The following is a 14,488-nucleotide window of genomic DNA, read 5'->3' as shown; positions in this document are numbered from 1 at the left end:
CTAGAGCTGTACCGCGGGTGTGACGACGGCGCGCGTCAGCGGGCCGCCCGGCGCGAGCCGGAGCTGGACGAGGCCGGCCGGTACGGCGTCGAACGCGAACCGCCCGTCCGCGTCGGCCGTGGTGTGCAGTACGGCGCTGCCGGCCCGCACCTCGACCGCCAGCGGCGCGGCCGGGGCGAGCCAGCCGTCGAGCCGGCGCAGCGGCGTGCCGTCGGCGGCCGCGCCCGCGTCGCGGACGCCGAGCAGGACGGTCACCTGCGAGGCGTGGAAGGTGATCGACGCGGCGGTCTCGGTCGCGGCGGCCCGGGTGCCGGCCAGCGCCGACTGCTGGCGGAGCTGCGCCAGCTCGGCCTCCACGTCCTCCAGCGCGAGGGTGAACAGGACCCGCTCGGCCAGGTCGGCCGGCGCCGGGTCGGCGTCGGTCCACATCCGGCGCAGGTCGCCCAGCAGGGCGGCGTCGTCGCTCATGACGGGCTCCACTCCGGATCGTCGGCCAGCAGGGCGCGCAGCCGGTCCAGGCAGCGGCCGCGGGTGGGTCCGATGCTGCCGACGGGCATGCCCAGCTCGGCGGAGATGCTGGCGTAGTCGGGGCGGTCGTCGAACGCGATCACCCGCAGCAGCCGCCGGCACCGGTCGGTGAGCCGGGCGACCTGCCGCCACAGCGCCGACGCCCCGGCGTCGGCGAGGACGACCTGCTCCGGGCCGCCGGCCGCGGGCGCGGCGGCGTCCAGGGCGGCGCTGTCGTCGGTGGCCCGCTCGCGCCGGTCCTGCCGGGCGGTCCGCCACGCCTCGCGGCGGGCGGTGACGGTCACCCAGCGCCAGACCGCGCGCGGGTCGCGCAAGCTGTCGGCGCCGCGGACCAGCGCCAGCCAGGTGGCCTGGACGACGTCCTCGGCGGCATCGCGGCCGAGGCCGTACGAGCGGGCGGTGTGCCACAGGACGGGGGTCATGGCCTCGACGAGCCGGCGCAGCGCGGCGGCGTCCCCGGCCCGCCAGTCGGCGAAGTCTCGGGCGGCCAGCTCCCAGGCGGGCGCCGTACCGGTGGCGGGACCCGGCGGGCGGCCGGCCGCGGCCGCGGAACCGGGAGCGGCGGGGCCGGGGCCGGGAGCGGCGGGGTCGGCGCCGGTGGGGCCGGGTGGCGCGGCGGGCCGCGGCGAGGTGGTCGGGGCCATGGTTCCTCCCTTGCGCGCCGGCTCATTGTCAGCGTATGCCCGTTTCAGGCATTACGTGCCGGTACTGGGAGGAGACCCCGGCCCGCCCGCTGATACGCCCGCGGGAGGTTCCGCGCCGCCGGGTCAGCGGTGGAGGCGGCGGGCCAGCCGCCGGGCGGCCACGGCGAAGCAGGCGGCGGCCAGGGCCGCCAGCAGGGCGGCCGACAGCGCCAGCCGGCCCGCGCCGGCCCCGCCGACGAGCAGGCCGCGCAGCAGCGCGACCGCGTGGGCCAGCGGGCTCAGCTCGACCAGCCAGCGGGCCGCGCCCGGCAGCCGCTCCGGCGGGATGAAGGTGGCCGAGAACAGCAGCAGGACGTACTGCGCGGTGATCGTCAGGTCGAAGTCCTGCCAGCTCCGCAGCAGCGTCGCCACCAGCATCCCGGCCGCCCCGAACACCACGCCGACCAGCAGCGTCACCGGCAGCGCCGCCAGCGCCCGCGGCCAGCTCGCCAGGTCCAGGCCGACCATCAGGGCGAGGAACAGGGCGCTGTACACCGTCCCGCGCACCAGCGCCCAGCCCAGCTCGCCGAGCGCGATCTCCACCGGCCGGACCGGGGTGGCGAGAATCGCCTCGTACAGCCGGGCGTAGCGCAGCCGGCCGAAGAAGACGTACAGCGTCTCGGTGATCGCCCCGTTCATCGCCGCGGCGGCGAGCATGGCCGGCGCGACGTACGCCGCGTACGGCACGCGGCGGCCGTCGGCCAGCGGCAGGTCGCCCACCAGGGAGCCCACCCCGACGCCGATCGACAGCAGGTAGAACACCGGCTCCAGCACACCGGACAGCAGCATCAGCGCCCGGTTCCGCCGGACCAGCACCAGGTTCCGGGACAGCACCGCGGCCACCCGGCCGGCGGTCGGGCGCAGCGTCAGCACGGGCGCACCGTCCTCACTCGACCAGCCGCCGCCGGTACGCCCGGACGGCCACCGCCGTGCCGGCCGCCGCCCACAGCGCGAGGTACCCGACCTGCCCGGCCGCCGACCGGGACGCGGGTACGCCGAGCAGCGCCGCCCGGCACAGGTCCACGGCGTGCCACAGCGGCGAGGCGTACGCCAGCCACTGCACCGCCGCCGGCAACCGGTCGACCGGGAAGTACACGCCGGCGAACAGCGTCATCGGCAGCACCCCGAGCCGGTACAGCGCGTGCAGGTGCGCGTCCCCGGTCGCCGCCGCGGCGGCGGCCATCACCGGCGCGCCGACGGCCAGCCCGAGCAGGACGGCGACGGGCAGCGCCAGCGGCGCGGTACCGGCCCGGGGCACCCCGGCGGCGTACGCCACCAGCAGGAAGAACCCGGCGCCCAGCAGCATCCGCAGCGCGATCCAGACCAGCCGGCCGGCGACGAGCTGCCCCGGCGCGAGCGCCGTCGCGGCCTGCGCGTGGTGGGACCGGTTCCACCGGAAGGCGTCCAGCACCGGCCAGGACGACTCGCCCACCGCCGCCTGCATGGCCGCCGCGGCGAGCAGGCCGGGCACGACGTACGCGCGGTACGGCACCCCGTCGACCGCCGGGACCAGCGCGCCGACCCCGAATCCGAAGCCCACGACGAACAGCACCGGCACGACGAACGACATCGTCACCGTGGACCGCCACAGCCGGCGGAAGCACACCGCGTGGTACGCGACGACCGCCGCCGTGCCGCCCATCAGTCGACCAGCGTCCGGCCGGTGAGGTGCAGGAACACGTCCTCCAGCGACGCCCGCCGGACCAGCGTCGCGGTCGGCGCGAGCCCCCGGCCGGCCACCGCGGCGACCGCGGCGTCGCCGTCCGCGGCGTACAGCAGGATCCGGTCCGGCAGCACCTCGCGCCGCTCCCCCACCCCGGCCAGGCGCGCGGCCAGCGCCGCCAGCTCGCCCCGGCCGGCGGCGCCGAAGTGCAGCTCGACCACCTCGCGGGTGGCGTGCGCGGCGACCAGCGCGCGCGGCGAGCCGGCGGCGACGATCCGGCCGGCGTCCAGCACCACCAGCCGGTCGCAGAGCTGCTCGGCCTCGTCCATGTAGTGCGTGGTCAGCACGAGCGTCACGCCGCGCTGCTTGAGCCGGACCAGCCGCTCCCAGACCAGGTGCCGGGCCTGCGGGTCGAGGCCGGTGGTGGGCTCGTCGAGCAGGACCAGCGCCGGGTCGTTGACCAGCGCCCGGGCGATCACCAGGCGGCGCTTCATCCCGCCGGACAGCGGCTCCACCCGCTCGTCGGCCCGGTCGGCGAGCTGCACGAAGTCCAGCAGCCGGTCGGCCCGCCGGCGGGCCTCGGCCCGGCGGATGCCGAAGTACCGGGCGTACGTGGTGAGGTTCTCCCGCGGGGTCAGCTCCTGGTCCAGGTTGTCCTGCTGCGGGCAGACGCCGAGCCGGGCGCGGATCGCCGGGCCGTCGGCGACCGGGTCGCGGCCGAGGACGCGCAGGGTGCCGGCGGTCGGCGGGGAGGTGGCGCCGATCATCCGCATGGTGGAGCTCTTGCCGGCGCCGTTGGGGCCGAGGAAGCCGAACGCCTCGCCGGGGGCGACGTCGACGTCGATGCCGGCGACGGCGGTCCGGTCGCCGAACCGCTTGACCAGCCCGCGGGCATGAATCAGCGCGTCCACCACGCGGGCGACGCTAGCCGGCCGCCGCCCCGACAGCGACCGATTTCCGCGCGGGCCGGGGCCGGCCCGGACAGAGCCGGGCGACCCGGCCGGCGCACGCCGGACCGCGCGCGGCGGGCGGCCGCGCCGCCGGGGGCGGGCCGCTAGTCGGGCGGGGCGGTGGCGGCGCGGGCGGCCGCGACCAGGACGTCCGTCGCCTCGACCACCTCCGGGGCATCGCCCGCCGTACCCGGGTCGTACCGGACCGTCCAGGTCAGCCCGTCCGCGCCGCTGCGCCGGCGCCCCGCCACCCGCACCCCGCCGCCGACCGTCAGCGCCTCGTGGGTCGTGTACCCCACCGACCCGGTCACCCGGGTGCGGACCCGGTGCGGCACCTCCCCCGGCGCCCCGAGCCGGTACGCCAGCGGCGCGCCGTCGGCGACCACCGTGTACCCCTCGCGCTCGGCCACCGGCTCCGCCGGGACGACGGTCAGCACGGCCTCGTCCCACGTCGCCCTGAGGATCGCGTCCCAGGCGAGCCGGTCGGCCCGGCCGGGCAGGTGCAGGCCGCGGTTGGTGACGACCAGCGTGCCGGCGGGGTCGACCGGCGACCAGGCCAGCACCCGCTCGTCGCGGTCCAGCGCCGGGCGGCGGTCGGCCGGCAGCCGCTTGCGGAACAGCCCCATCACCACCCCCCGACGGCCTGCTCGCGCAGCGCCCGCGCCTGCTGCTCCAGCGAGAACAGCTCGCCGGCCAGCGTCAGGTACTCGTCCTTGCTGCTCACCGGGTTGATCCGCTGCACCCGGGACTTCAGGTCGGCGATCCGGCGGGACACCGCGCCCCACTGCACCCGGGCGAGCGTGATCGCCACGTATCCCGGCTCCACCTCGCCGTCGACCCGCAGCGGCTCGACGGTCAGCTCCGCGATCAGCGCGTGGCCGCCGAGGTCGGCGCAGTGCTCGCGGACCGCGTCGCACCAGACCGCGCCGCCGGTCGCCGCCGCCGGGCCGACCGCGCCGCCGGCGGCGGCGATGGCCTCGCGGACCGGGCGCAGCAGCGGGTGCCGGTAGTTGTCCGGGCCGACCGCGTCGAACATCGGCCCGGCCAGTACCGGGACCTGGAGGGCGAGTTTCAGCGCCTCGCGCTCGACCAGGGCGTCCGGGCCGTCGACCTCGGCCGCGGGGGCGGCGGACTGCGCCGGTACCGGGGCCGCGCCCGCCCGCGCCGCCGCCGCGGCCACCGCCCGCTGGACCGGCTCCAGCTCCATGCCCAGGTCGCCGGCGAGCTTGCGGACGTACTCGGGGCGCTTCTCCCGGTCCTTGAGTGCGGCGACCAGCGGCGCCGCCCGGCGCATCGCCTCGACCCGGCCGTCGACGGTGTCCAGGTCGAACCGGTGCAGCACCCGGCGCAGCGCGAAGTCGACCAGCGGCTCCCGGCTGGCCACCAGGTCCCGGACGGCCAGGTCGCCGCGGGCCAGCCGCAGCTCGCACGGGTCCATCGCGTCCGGGCCGACGGCGATGAACGTCCGCCCGACGAACCGCTGGTCGGAGTCGAACGCCCGCAGCGCCGCCTTCTGCCCGGCCGCGTCCCCGTCGAAGGTGTAGATGATCTCGCCGGCCACGCCGTCGGTGTCCATCAGCAGCCGGCGCAGGACGCTGATGTGCTCGGAGCCGAACGCGGTGCCGCAGGTGGCCACCGCCGTCGGCACGCCGGCCAGGTGGCAGGCCATCACGTCGGTGTACCCCTCGACGACAACGACCTGGCCGCGCTTGGCGATCTCCCGCTTGGCGTGCTCGACGCCGTACAGGACCGTCGACTTCTTGTAGATCGGCGACTCGGGGGTGTTCAGGTACTTCGGCCCGTTGTCGTCCTCGAACAGCTTGCGCGCGCCGAAGCCGACGATGTCGCCGTTCAGCTCGCGGATCGGCCACAGCAGCCGGCGCCGGAACCGGTCGATCAGCGACCCGGACCGGGCCTCCTTGGCCAGCCCGGCGGCGACCAGCTCGCGGGCGGTGAAGCCGCGCCCGCGCAGGTGGCCGGTCAGCGCGTCCCAGGCGTCCGGGGCGAACCCGCAGCCGTACGTGACGGCGTCGTCGCGGCCGAACCCGCGCTGGGCCAGGAACTCGCGCGCGATCCGCGCGCCCGGCGCGGCCAGCCGCTCGGCGTAGAACTCGGCGGCGGCGGCGTGCGCGGCGACCAGCCGCTGCCGCTGGCCCTGCCCCTGCCGGATCGGCGCGGCGCCGCCCTCGACCACCCGGAGCTGGATGCCGGCCCGGCCGGCGAGCCGCTCGACCGCCTCGGCGAAGGGGAGGTGCTCGACGTCCATCACGAACTTGATCGCGTCGCCGCCCTGGCCGCAGCCGTGACAGAAGTACACGTTCCGGGCGGGTGCGACGGTGAACGACGGCGTCTTCTCGTCGTGGAACGGGCACAGCCCCTTGAGGTTGCCGCCCCCGGCGTTCTTCAGCGTCACCTGCTCGGAGATGACGTCGACGATCGAGGTCCGCTCGCGGACCAGCGCGATGTCCTCGTCCCGAATCCGCCCGGCCACCCAGACCCCCTCCCGGTCGTACCGCCCCCATCCTGCCGCGATGCCCCGGCCGCGGCGACGGCGGGGCCGGGCCCGGGGGCGGCGCCCGTACGCTGGCCCGATGACGGACGGCACCGGCGGGCACCCCACGGCGATCTCCCGGCGGGCGGTGCTCGCCCGGGCCCGGGCCTGGTGGCTGCGCCGGGACGCGCTGACCTACTCGCAGGAGGAGGCCGACGCCATCGCCGGCCCGGACGGTACGCACCGGTACCGGCTCGACTGCTCCGGCTTCGTCAGCATGGCCCTGGACCTGCGGCACGGCACCGGCCCGGACACCGACGAGCTGGCCACCGACCGGTGGACCACGCCGATCCCCCGGTCCGCGCTGCGCCCCGGCGACCTGCTGGACAACGTCGAGGGGCCGTTCGCGGAGCACCACGTGCTGCTGTTCGCCGCGTGGCGGGCGCACCCGATCGGCTTCGCGTTCTACCACTTCGGCGGCGGCGGGCTGGAGCACTGCCCACACGCGACGTTCACCCAGCCGATGCTGGCCAACCACCCGGCCGACCACTACCGCGCGCTGCGCCCGCACCACGTCACCGACTGAGCCCCGGGCCGGGCCGTCAGCGGCGGCCGGTGGCCAGGACCCAGCCGCCGCGCAGCCGGTCCAGCGCCGCCCAGTCCCGCTGCCGCACCACCGGCGGCCCGCCGCGCAGCGCCCGGTCGGCCAGCGCCAGGTAGACGAACTGCCGGGTCGCGTCGTCCCGGGTGCGCCGCCGCCACTGGTACCGGGCCAGCTCGGTGCGGACCGCGTCCGGCCGCACCGGCGCCGCCAGCGGCGCGTCGGCCGCCGCGGCGAGCAGGCCGCGGATCGTCGCCGCGCCGTCGCCCTGCCAGATCCGGGCGGCGGTGGACCGGCCGGTGCCGACCGAGACGTACGGCACGTCGGCCCACTCGGGCACGAACCGCGCGACCACCGCGGTGTGCAGCCGGCGGGCCAGCTTCAGCGCCGGCGGCAGCGCGAAGCAGGCGGTCACCACCGCCGGGGCGAGGAACGGGGTGACCATGCCGGGCGCGTACGCCGAGGTGGACCAGCGGCGCATCCGCTCGGTCAGGTACACGTAGTCGGCCAGGTCCGCGCCGGCCACGCCCAGGTCGGCGGCGTGCCGGAGCAGGCCGGCGAGCCGGTCCCGCTGCCGCTCCCGGGCCGGCCGGGCCAGGCCGGCGCCGGCCGCGCCGAGGTGCCGGGCGGCGATCGCCCGCTCGACCGCGAGCCGGTCGCCGAGCAGGTCGGGCTCCGTCGGGTACCAGTACCCGGTGGCCAGCTCCCCGCCCGCGCCGGTGAGCGAGAGCCGGGGCGGGCCGTCGCCGGGGACGCCGGCGACGGCGGGCCGGACCAGGTACGTCGACGGGAACTGGTGGTCGTAGTGGCGCAGCAGGCGGACGCCGCGCTCGCGCAGCCCGACCCGCAGCACGGCGGCCGGCGCGGCCGCGGTGACCAGCTCGTGCGCGGGGTCGAGGCCGCGCCCGCGCAGCAGCGCGACGAGCCGTTCGGCGGTGGCGCCCTCGGCGGGGGTGTCGGCGTTGGTGCGCAGCCGGGGCAGCCGGCCGCCGCCGACGAAGGCCGCGGCCAGCACCCGGGAGTCCTTGCCGCCGGACAGGCCGAGCAGCAGGTCGCCGCCGCACAGGTCGTGGGTGGCGGCGGCCGCCGCGGCGATGCCGTCGGCGGCGGCGGCGACCGCGCGGTCGGGGTCGCCGCGCCGGTCCAGGCCGGCGGCGACCAGGTCGTCGACCGTACGGCCGGTGCGCCGGGTCAGCCGCCAGCCGGCGGTGCCGGGGAGCAGGCAGTACCGGGCGCCGGGCGCGAGCAGCCGGACCCCGCGGACCGGGGCGCTGTCGGCGCCGAAGTGGCCGCTGGCGGCGTACGACTCCCAGGCGTCGGGGTCGGGCTCGGTCCGGCCGTACAGGAAGCCGGCGAGCAGGCTGGGCCGGCTGGCGAAGGCGACCACGCCGTCGTGCTCGGCGGTGAACAGCCGGGACATGCCCAGCCAGTCCTGGGCGACGGTGACGGCGCCGTCGGGCCCGGCGGCGATCAGGCCGAACGGCGGCAGCACGCCGGCGGCGGGGTCGGCGCCGGCGAGCACCCGGCGGGCCAGGCCGACCGGGCCGCCGGTGGTGTCCAGGCCGATCGGCAGGCCGAGCGAGACGGCGGTGACGCCGTCGGCGCTGGCGAACGCCGGCCAGGGGCCGGGGCGCGGGGCGCTGCGCACGTACAGGCCCCAGGTGGCGTCGCCGCGGGCGTCGGACCGGTACGACGGCGGGGCGACCGCGTCGACCGCGGCGGCGGCCCGGGCCGCGTGGTCCCGGCGGCCGGCGGGGCGCCGCGCGAACCAGGCGAGGACCACGTACATGCGCTCACTCCCGTGCGTCGACTGTTTCCATCCTCTCCCATACGTCATGAATCGGACAAATCTGACACGGCCGACCGGCGGGAGCCGCGGCGGCGGGGCGCGGGGCGGCGGGGCGCATGGGCGTCAGCCGGCGAGGTGCTGGTGCCAGGCGACGGCGGCCGGGTCGGTCAGCGAGGCCACCTGGTCGATCACCACGCGCAGCCGGCCCGCGTCGTTCGGCGCGGCCCGCCACAGCGGGGCGAAGACCGGGTCCAGCACGGTCGGGGCGCGCAGGGTCAGCGCGTGCACCAGCTCGGTGATGATCTCCCGCTGCCGCTGGTAGCCGGGCTCGGCGCCGCGCCGGCGCAGGACGTACCGCAGCGCCATGCCCTTGAGCAGCGCCACCCGGGCCCGGGTCTCCTCGGGTACGACCAGGTCGGCGGCGTACCGGCGCAGCGACCCGTCGCCGAACTCCTTGCGGGTGGCCGCCACCGCCGCGGCCACGAAGCCGCCGGTCAGCGCGCTCGTCGCCCCCTTCAGGGCGGCCTGCGCCCGGTGCCCGCCGTCGTAGGACACCAGCGGCGCCAGCACCGGCTCGGCCAGCAGGTCGACCAGGACGGCGCCGAGCGCGGCGGTCGACTCGGCCGAGTACTTGCCGGCCACGTCCGCGCACAGCGCCGCCCGCTCGTCGGCGTCGTCCATCAGGTGCGGCAGCCGGACGTGCCCGCCGAACACGCCGTCCTCGACGTCGTGCACCGAGTACGCCACGTCGTCGGCCCAGTCCATGACCTGCGCCTCCAGGCACTGCCGCTCCGGCTCGCCGGGCGGGGCGGACGCGCGCAGCCAGGCGAACACGTCGGCGTCGTCGGCGTACACGCCGAACTTGTTCCGGCCGGGGCGGCGCGGCCACGGGTACTTGCAGGCGGCGTCCAGCGCGGCCCGGGTCAGGTTCAGCCCGGCGGACCGGCCGTCCGAGAAGTGGATCTTCGCTTCGAGCCGGGCCAGCACCCGCAGGGTCTGCGCGTTGCCCTCGAACCCGCCGCAGCCCTCGGCGACGACCGCGAGCGCGTCCTCGCCGTTGTGCCCGAACGGCGGGTGGCCGAGGTCGTGGGCGAGCCCGGCGACGTCCACCACGTCCGGGTCGCAGCCGAGGCTCTCGCCGAGGTGGCGGGCGATCTGCGCCACTTCCAGGGAGTGGGTGAGCCGGGTGCGCAGGAAGTCGCCGGCGCCGCCCGGCCCCGGGTGCGCGGGCCCGGTGCCGGCGGTGTGCACCTGGGTCTTGGTGGCGAGCCGGCGGAACGCGGCGCAGTGCAGCACCCGGGCCCGGTCCCGTTCGTACGGCGAGCGGTCGTTGCCGGTCGGCTTGCGCGGCTCCGGCGCCCACCGCTGCCCGTCGGGCGCGCCCGCTCCCGGTGCGTCACTCACGCGCCGAGCCTATCGAGTGCGCCGCGCTTTGTCCGCCGGCCGCGCGGCCACACCCGCAACGCTCCGCCGCACCCGCAACGCTCCGGTGTGGAGGCCGGGCGGGTGGGCCGGCCGCGGCCGCCCCACCCGCGGCGGTCAGCGCGAGTCCGAACCGGCCGTGGCGACGGCGGCGCGGCCGGCCTCCAGCCGGGCGATCGGCACCCGGAACGGCGAGCAGGACACGTAGTCCAGCCCGACGGCGTGGAAGAAGTGGACGGAGTCGGGGTCGCCGCCGTGCTCGCCGCAGACGCCGAGCTTGAGGTCCGGGCGGGCGGCCCGGCCCTCCTCGACGGCGATCCGGACCAGCCGGCCGACGCCGTCGGCGTCGATCGACTCGAACGGCGAAACGCCGAAGATGCCCAGCTCCAGGTACCGGGAGAAGAACGCGCCCTCGACGTCGTCGCGGGAGAAGCCCCAGGCCATCTGGGTCAGGTCGTTGGTGCCGAAGGAGAAGAACTGCGCCGCCTCGGCGATCTGCCCGGCGGTCAGCGCCGCCCGCGGTACCTCGATCATCGTGCCGATCAGCACGTGCACCGGCCGCTCCGCGGTGACCTCGGCGATGATCCGCTCCGCCTCGGCCCGGACCGACTCCAGCTCCTGCACGGCGCCGACCAGCGGCACCATGATCTCCGGCCGCGGGTCGCCGCCGCGCTCGCCGCAGGCCACGGCGGCCTCGGCGATGGCCCGTACCTGCATCGCGAACAGGCCGGGGATCATCAGGCCGAGCCGGACCCCGCGCAGGCCGAGCATCGGGTTCTGCTCGTGCATCCGCTGGACGGCGGCGAGCAGCTCGGCGTCCCGGCCGGGGTCGACGCCCCGCTCCCGGGCCAGCGCGACCTTCACCGTCAGGTCGGTCAGCTCGGGCAGGAACTCGTGCAGCGGCGGGTCGATCAGCCGGACGGTCACCGGCAGCCCGTCCATCGCGGTCAGGATCTCGGTGAAGTCCGCCCGCTGCAGCGGCAGCAGCGCGCCGAGGGCGGCCTCCCGCTCGGCGGGGCTCTCGGCGAGGATCAGCCGCTCGACCAGCTCGCGCCGGTCGCCGAGGAACATGTGCTCGGTCCGGCACAGGCCGATGCCGGCGGCGCCGAACCGGCGGGCCCGGGCGGCGTCGGCGCCGGTGTCGGCGTTGGTCCGGACGCCGAGCCGGCGGGCGCCGTCGGCATGCTTCAGCAGCCGGTCCACGGCGGCGACCAGCGGCGAGGCGTCGGCGGCGGTGCTGCCCTCGAAGTACTCGACGACCTGCGACGGCCGGACCGGGACCTCGCCGGCGTACACCTTGCCGGTGGTGCCGTCGATCGAGATCACGTCGCCCTCGGCGATCGTGGTGCCGCCGACGGTGAAGGTCTTCCCGGCGACGTCCACGTCGAGGGAGTCGGCGCCGCAGACGCAGGTCTTGCCCATGCCCCGGGCGACGACGGCGGCGTGGCTGGTCTTGCCGCCGCGCGAGGTGAGGATGCCCTGCGCGGCGATCATGCCGGGCAGGTCGTCGGGGTTGGTCTCCCGGCGGACCAGGATCACCCGGTCGCCGCCGGCGGCCACCTCGGCGGCCCGGTGCGCGTCGAACACGGCCCGCCCGACCGCGGCGCCCGGCGACGCGGCGACCCCCTTCGCCAGCGGGGTCGGCTCCCCGGACAGGTCGAACGCGGGGAACATCAGGTGCGCGAGCTGCGCCCCGGTCACCCGGGAGATCGCCTCGTCGAGGTCGATGACGCCCTCGTCGACGAGCTGGTTGGCGATGATGAACGCCGCCGCCGCGGTCCGCTTGCCGACCCGGGTCTGGAGCATCCACAGCTTGCCGCGCTCGATGGTGAACTCGATGTCGCAGAGGTCCCGGTAGTGGGCTTCCAGGGTGGCCATGATCTCCATGAGCCGGTCGTACGAGGGCTTGTCGAGCTGCTCCAGCTCGTCCAGGTGCAGGGTGTTGCGGATGCCGGCGACGACGTCCTCGCCCTGGGCGTTGGCCAGGTAGTCGCCGTACACGCCGCGGGCGCCGGTGCCGGGGTCGCGGGTGAAGGCCACGCCGGTACCGGAGTCGGCGCCCAGGTTACCGAAGACCATCGACTGCACGTTGACGGCCGTGCCGAGGTCGGTGGGGATGCGCTCCTGCCGCCGGTACAGCACCGCCCGGTCGGAGTTCCACGACCGGAAGACCGCGCCGATCGCCATGTCGAGCTGCTCGCGCGGGTCCTGCGGGAAGTCCCGGCCGGCGTGCTCGACGAAGATCTTCTTGTACGCGTCGACCAGCGCCTTGAGGTCGCCCGCGGTCAGGTCGAGGTCGTTGGCGACCCCGCGGGCGGACTTGGCGGAGTCCAGGGCGTGCTCGAACTCCTCGCCCGGCACGTCGCACACCGTCTTGCCGAACATCTGGATCAGCCGCCGGTACGAGTCCCAGGCGAACCGCTCGCCGTTCTCGCCGGCGGTCTGCGCGGCCAGCCCGGCCACGCTGCCGTCGTGCAGGCCCACGTTCAGGACGGTCTCCATCATGCCGGGCATGGAGAACTTCGCCCCGGACCGGACGGAGATCAGCAGCGGGTCGCCGGCGTCGCCCAGCCGGCGGCCCATCGCCCGCTCCAACGCCGCCAGGTGGGCGGTGATCTGCGCGGCCAGCCCGGCCGGCTGGTCCCCGGTGGCCAGGTACGCCCGACACGCCTCGGTGGTGATCGTGAAGCCCGGCGGGACCGGCAGGCCGAGATTGGTCATCTCGGCCAGGTTGGCCCCTTTGCCGCCGAGCAGATCCTTGAGGTCCTTGTTGCCCTCGGCGAAGTCGTACACCAGTTTGCTGGCCGCTGGTTCCCCAGTCGTCTGCTGACCGGTCACGTAAGCCTCCTGAAAGCCCATGGGTGTCTGTTGACGGCGCGATGGGTGGCGGCGCCCCGACGGCGTAAGGGGTTGGCCACCCATCCGTAGTCACCCGTTGGGCCGGACGTTATGCGACGTCGGGGCCTGTCGGGAGCCCGGCGTGACGCTCGGCACACCGAGGTCGGGATTGCCGCAGTTTCGTGCGCGCGGTGCAGGGGTTTCGCGCACAAGACGTCACGTTGATCAAGCAGCATCGGCGGCCCGGGGCAGCATGATGATCAGGCGGGCGCCCGGCTGGGCGGGCTCGTACCGGACCCGGCCGCCGTGCGCCCGGGCGAGCTGGTCGACGATCCACAGCCCCAGGCCGACCGCGTCGGCCTCCTCGCTGTCGGTGCCGAAGCGGGCGAACAGGGTCCGGCCGACCTCCGGCGAGATGCCCGGCCCGTGGTCGCGCACCTCGATCGAGACCCACCCCGGCACCTCCTCGGCCCGGACCACCACCGGCGGCCGCCCGTGCCGCAGCGCGTTGCCGATCAGGTTGATCAGCATCTGCTGGAGCCGCTCGGGGTCGGCGGTCACGGTCAGCCCCGCCGGGACGGCGTTGGCCACCCCGGCGGCGGCGACGTTCTCCACCGCCTCGGTGACCGCCTCGGCCACCGGCACCGACGCCAGGTCCAGCCGGAGCCGGCCGTCGGAGTCCACCCGCTCCATGTCCAGCAGGCTGGTCGACAGCCGGCTGATCCGGGTGATCTGCCGCTGCACGTTGCCCAGCAGCCGCTCCCGCTCCCCCGCCGGCATCTCGTCCACCTCGTCGCGGACCATCTCCACCGCCGTCTGCATGGTGGCCAGCGGCGAGCGCAGGTCGTGCGCCAGCGTCGCGGTCAGCGCCGCCCGCCACCGCTCGACCCGGGCCACCCGGTCCCGGTCCCGCTCCCGGGCCTGGATCTGCGCGGTGATGGCGAGCCCGACCAGGACGCAGACCAGCAGCAGGATCAGGCACTGGGCCGCGGACAGCGCCGCCGGCTCGACGACGGCCAGGGCGGCGAGGTAGGACAGCGCGGTGGCCGGGGCGACCGCCCAGGTCACCCAGCGGGGAAAGTTCAGGCCGATCCACGCGTGCATGAGCACCAGGTACGGCCCGTTGCCGGCCTCGAAGCCGCCGAAGGTGACGGTGGAGAACGCGACGTTCACCAGTTGCAGGGGGACCAGTACGAGCTGCCACAGCGGCGGCCACCGGCGCCAGGGCAGGAAGCCGGCCAGCGCGGCCATCGCCAGGCTGGTGCCGGCGTAGCCGAGGTCGAGCAGGGGGTGGCTGCTGAACAGCGCGAGGATCAGGTTGATCAGCCCGGCCACGACGAGCAGGACGGCCGCTTGCCTGGCTGCCGCCCGGGGTCCGGCGTCCGCCGGTCGGTACCAGGATCCGCTCACCGCGGACCGAGTGTACGACGGCGCCGCCACGCCGGACGCGTACTCGGACAACCCGGTCGAGCCCACCCGCAACGCCCGCGCCGCGCCCACGGCCGGGGGAGGCGCCCAGCGCG

Annotated in this window: 12 protein-coding genes; 1 reads left to right on the top strand and 11 read right to left on the bottom strand. The window is 76.5% G+C overall.

Annotated features, from left to right (window positions below; genetic code table 11):
* The 7 genes from IEY94_RS01195 to dnaG form a co-directional block, all read right to left on the bottom strand.
* Complete coding sequence (locus IEY94_RS01195; RefSeq protein WP_189168120.1) at positions 1–468, bottom strand: hypothetical protein; 468 nt, start codon at positions 466–468, stop codon at positions 1–3.
* Positions 465–1,172, bottom strand: coding sequence for an RNA polymerase sigma factor (locus tag IEY94_RS01190; RefSeq protein WP_189168119.1), 708 nt, complete (start codon positions 1,170–1,172; stop codon positions 465–467). The genes IEY94_RS01195 and IEY94_RS01190 overlap by 4 nt, the downstream gene beginning before the upstream one ends.
* Before the next feature lie 123 nt (positions 1,173–1,295).
* Complete coding sequence (locus IEY94_RS01185; protein WP_189168118.1) at positions 1,296–2,084, bottom strand: ABC transporter permease; 789 nt, start codon at positions 2,082–2,084, stop codon at positions 1,296–1,298.
* 13 nt (positions 2,085–2,097) lie between these two features.
* Positions 2,098–2,853: an ABC transporter permease gene (locus tag IEY94_RS01180; RefSeq protein ID WP_189168117.1), complete on the bottom strand. Its 756-nt coding sequence runs from the start codon at positions 2,851–2,853 to the stop codon at positions 2,098–2,100.
* On the bottom strand, positions 2,853–3,785 hold the full coding sequence (locus IEY94_RS01175; RefSeq protein WP_189168760.1) for an ABC transporter ATP-binding protein: 933 nt from the start codon (positions 3,783–3,785) through the stop codon (positions 2,853–2,855). Before IEY94_RS01175 ends, IEY94_RS01180 begins: the two co-directional genes overlap by 1 nt.
* Positions 3,786–3,928: 143 nt before the next feature.
* Entirely contained in the window at positions 3,929–4,450 is a 522-nt protein-coding gene (locus IEY94_RS01170; protein ID WP_189168116.1) for a hypothetical protein, read from the bottom strand.
* Complete coding sequence (gene dnaG / locus IEY94_RS01165) at positions 4,450–6,315, bottom strand: DNA primase (RefSeq protein ID WP_189168115.1); 1,866 nt, start codon at positions 6,313–6,315, stop codon at positions 4,450–4,452. Before dnaG ends, IEY94_RS01170 begins: the two co-directional genes overlap by 1 nt.
* A 100-nt stretch (positions 6,316–6,415) precedes the next feature.
* Between dnaG and IEY94_RS01160 the strand changes: the two genes are divergently transcribed.
* Complete coding sequence (locus tag IEY94_RS01160) at positions 6,416–6,901, top strand: NlpC/P60 family protein (protein ID WP_189168114.1); 486 nt, start codon at positions 6,416–6,418, stop codon at positions 6,899–6,901.
* Between the two features lie 16 nt (positions 6,902–6,917).
* Here IEY94_RS01160 and IEY94_RS01155 read toward each other — a convergent pair whose 3' ends face one another.
* From IEY94_RS01155 to IEY94_RS01140, 4 genes are all read right to left on the bottom strand, one after another.
* Positions 6,918–8,705: a hypothetical protein gene (locus IEY94_RS01155; RefSeq protein WP_189168113.1), complete on the bottom strand. Its 1,788-nt coding sequence runs from the start codon at positions 8,703–8,705 to the stop codon at positions 6,918–6,920.
* A gap of 123 nt (positions 8,706–8,828) precedes the next feature.
* Positions 8,829–10,109: a deoxyguanosinetriphosphate triphosphohydrolase gene (locus IEY94_RS01150; protein WP_189168112.1), complete on the bottom strand. Its 1,281-nt coding sequence runs from the start codon at positions 10,107–10,109 to the stop codon at positions 8,829–8,831.
* A gap of 135 nt (positions 10,110–10,244) precedes the next feature.
* Positions 10,245–12,965 (bottom strand): pyruvate, phosphate dikinase, encoded by a 2,721-nt coding sequence (gene ppdK / locus IEY94_RS01145; RefSeq protein ID WP_373291154.1) that lies wholly within the window; start codon positions 12,963–12,965, stop codon positions 10,245–10,247.
* A 225-nt stretch (positions 12,966–13,190) separates the two neighbouring features.
* Positions 13,191–14,375, bottom strand: coding sequence for a sensor histidine kinase (locus IEY94_RS01140; RefSeq protein WP_189168110.1), 1,185 nt, complete (start codon positions 14,373–14,375; stop codon positions 13,191–13,193).
* Positions 14,376–14,488 lie beyond the last annotated feature (113 nt).

The organism is Pilimelia anulata, from assembly GCF_014647895.1.
Lineage (GTDB): Bacteria > Actinomycetota > Actinomycetes > Mycobacteriales > Micromonosporaceae > Pilimelia > Pilimelia anulata.
The sequence above is the reverse complement of the archived record's forward strand: the minus strand, read 5'-3'. Positions and strand labels throughout refer to the sequence as shown.

Coding starts and splice junctions, on each gene's coding strand:
- IEY94_RS01155 (WP_189168113.1), bottom strand. CDS start 8,705: ATGTACGTGGTCCTCGCCTGGTTCGCGCGGCGCCCCGCCGGCCGCCGG.
- IEY94_RS01195 (WP_189168120.1), bottom strand. CDS start 468: ATGAGCGACGACGCCGCCCTGCTGGGCGACCTGCGCCGGATGTGGACC.
- IEY94_RS01170 (WP_189168116.1), bottom strand. CDS start 4,450: ATGGGGCTGTTCCGCAAGCGGCTGCCGGCCGACCGCCGCCCGGCGCTG.
- IEY94_RS01190 (WP_189168119.1), bottom strand. CDS start 1,172: ATGGCCCCGACCACCTCGCCGCGGCCCGCCGCGCCACCCGGCCCCACC.
- IEY94_RS01160 (WP_189168114.1), top strand. CDS start 6,416: ATGACGGACGGCACCGGCGGGCACCCCACGGCGATCTCCCGGCGGGCG.
- IEY94_RS01180 (WP_189168117.1), bottom strand. CDS start 2,853: ATGGGCGGCACGGCGGCGGTCGTCGCGTACCACGCGGTGTGCTTCCGC.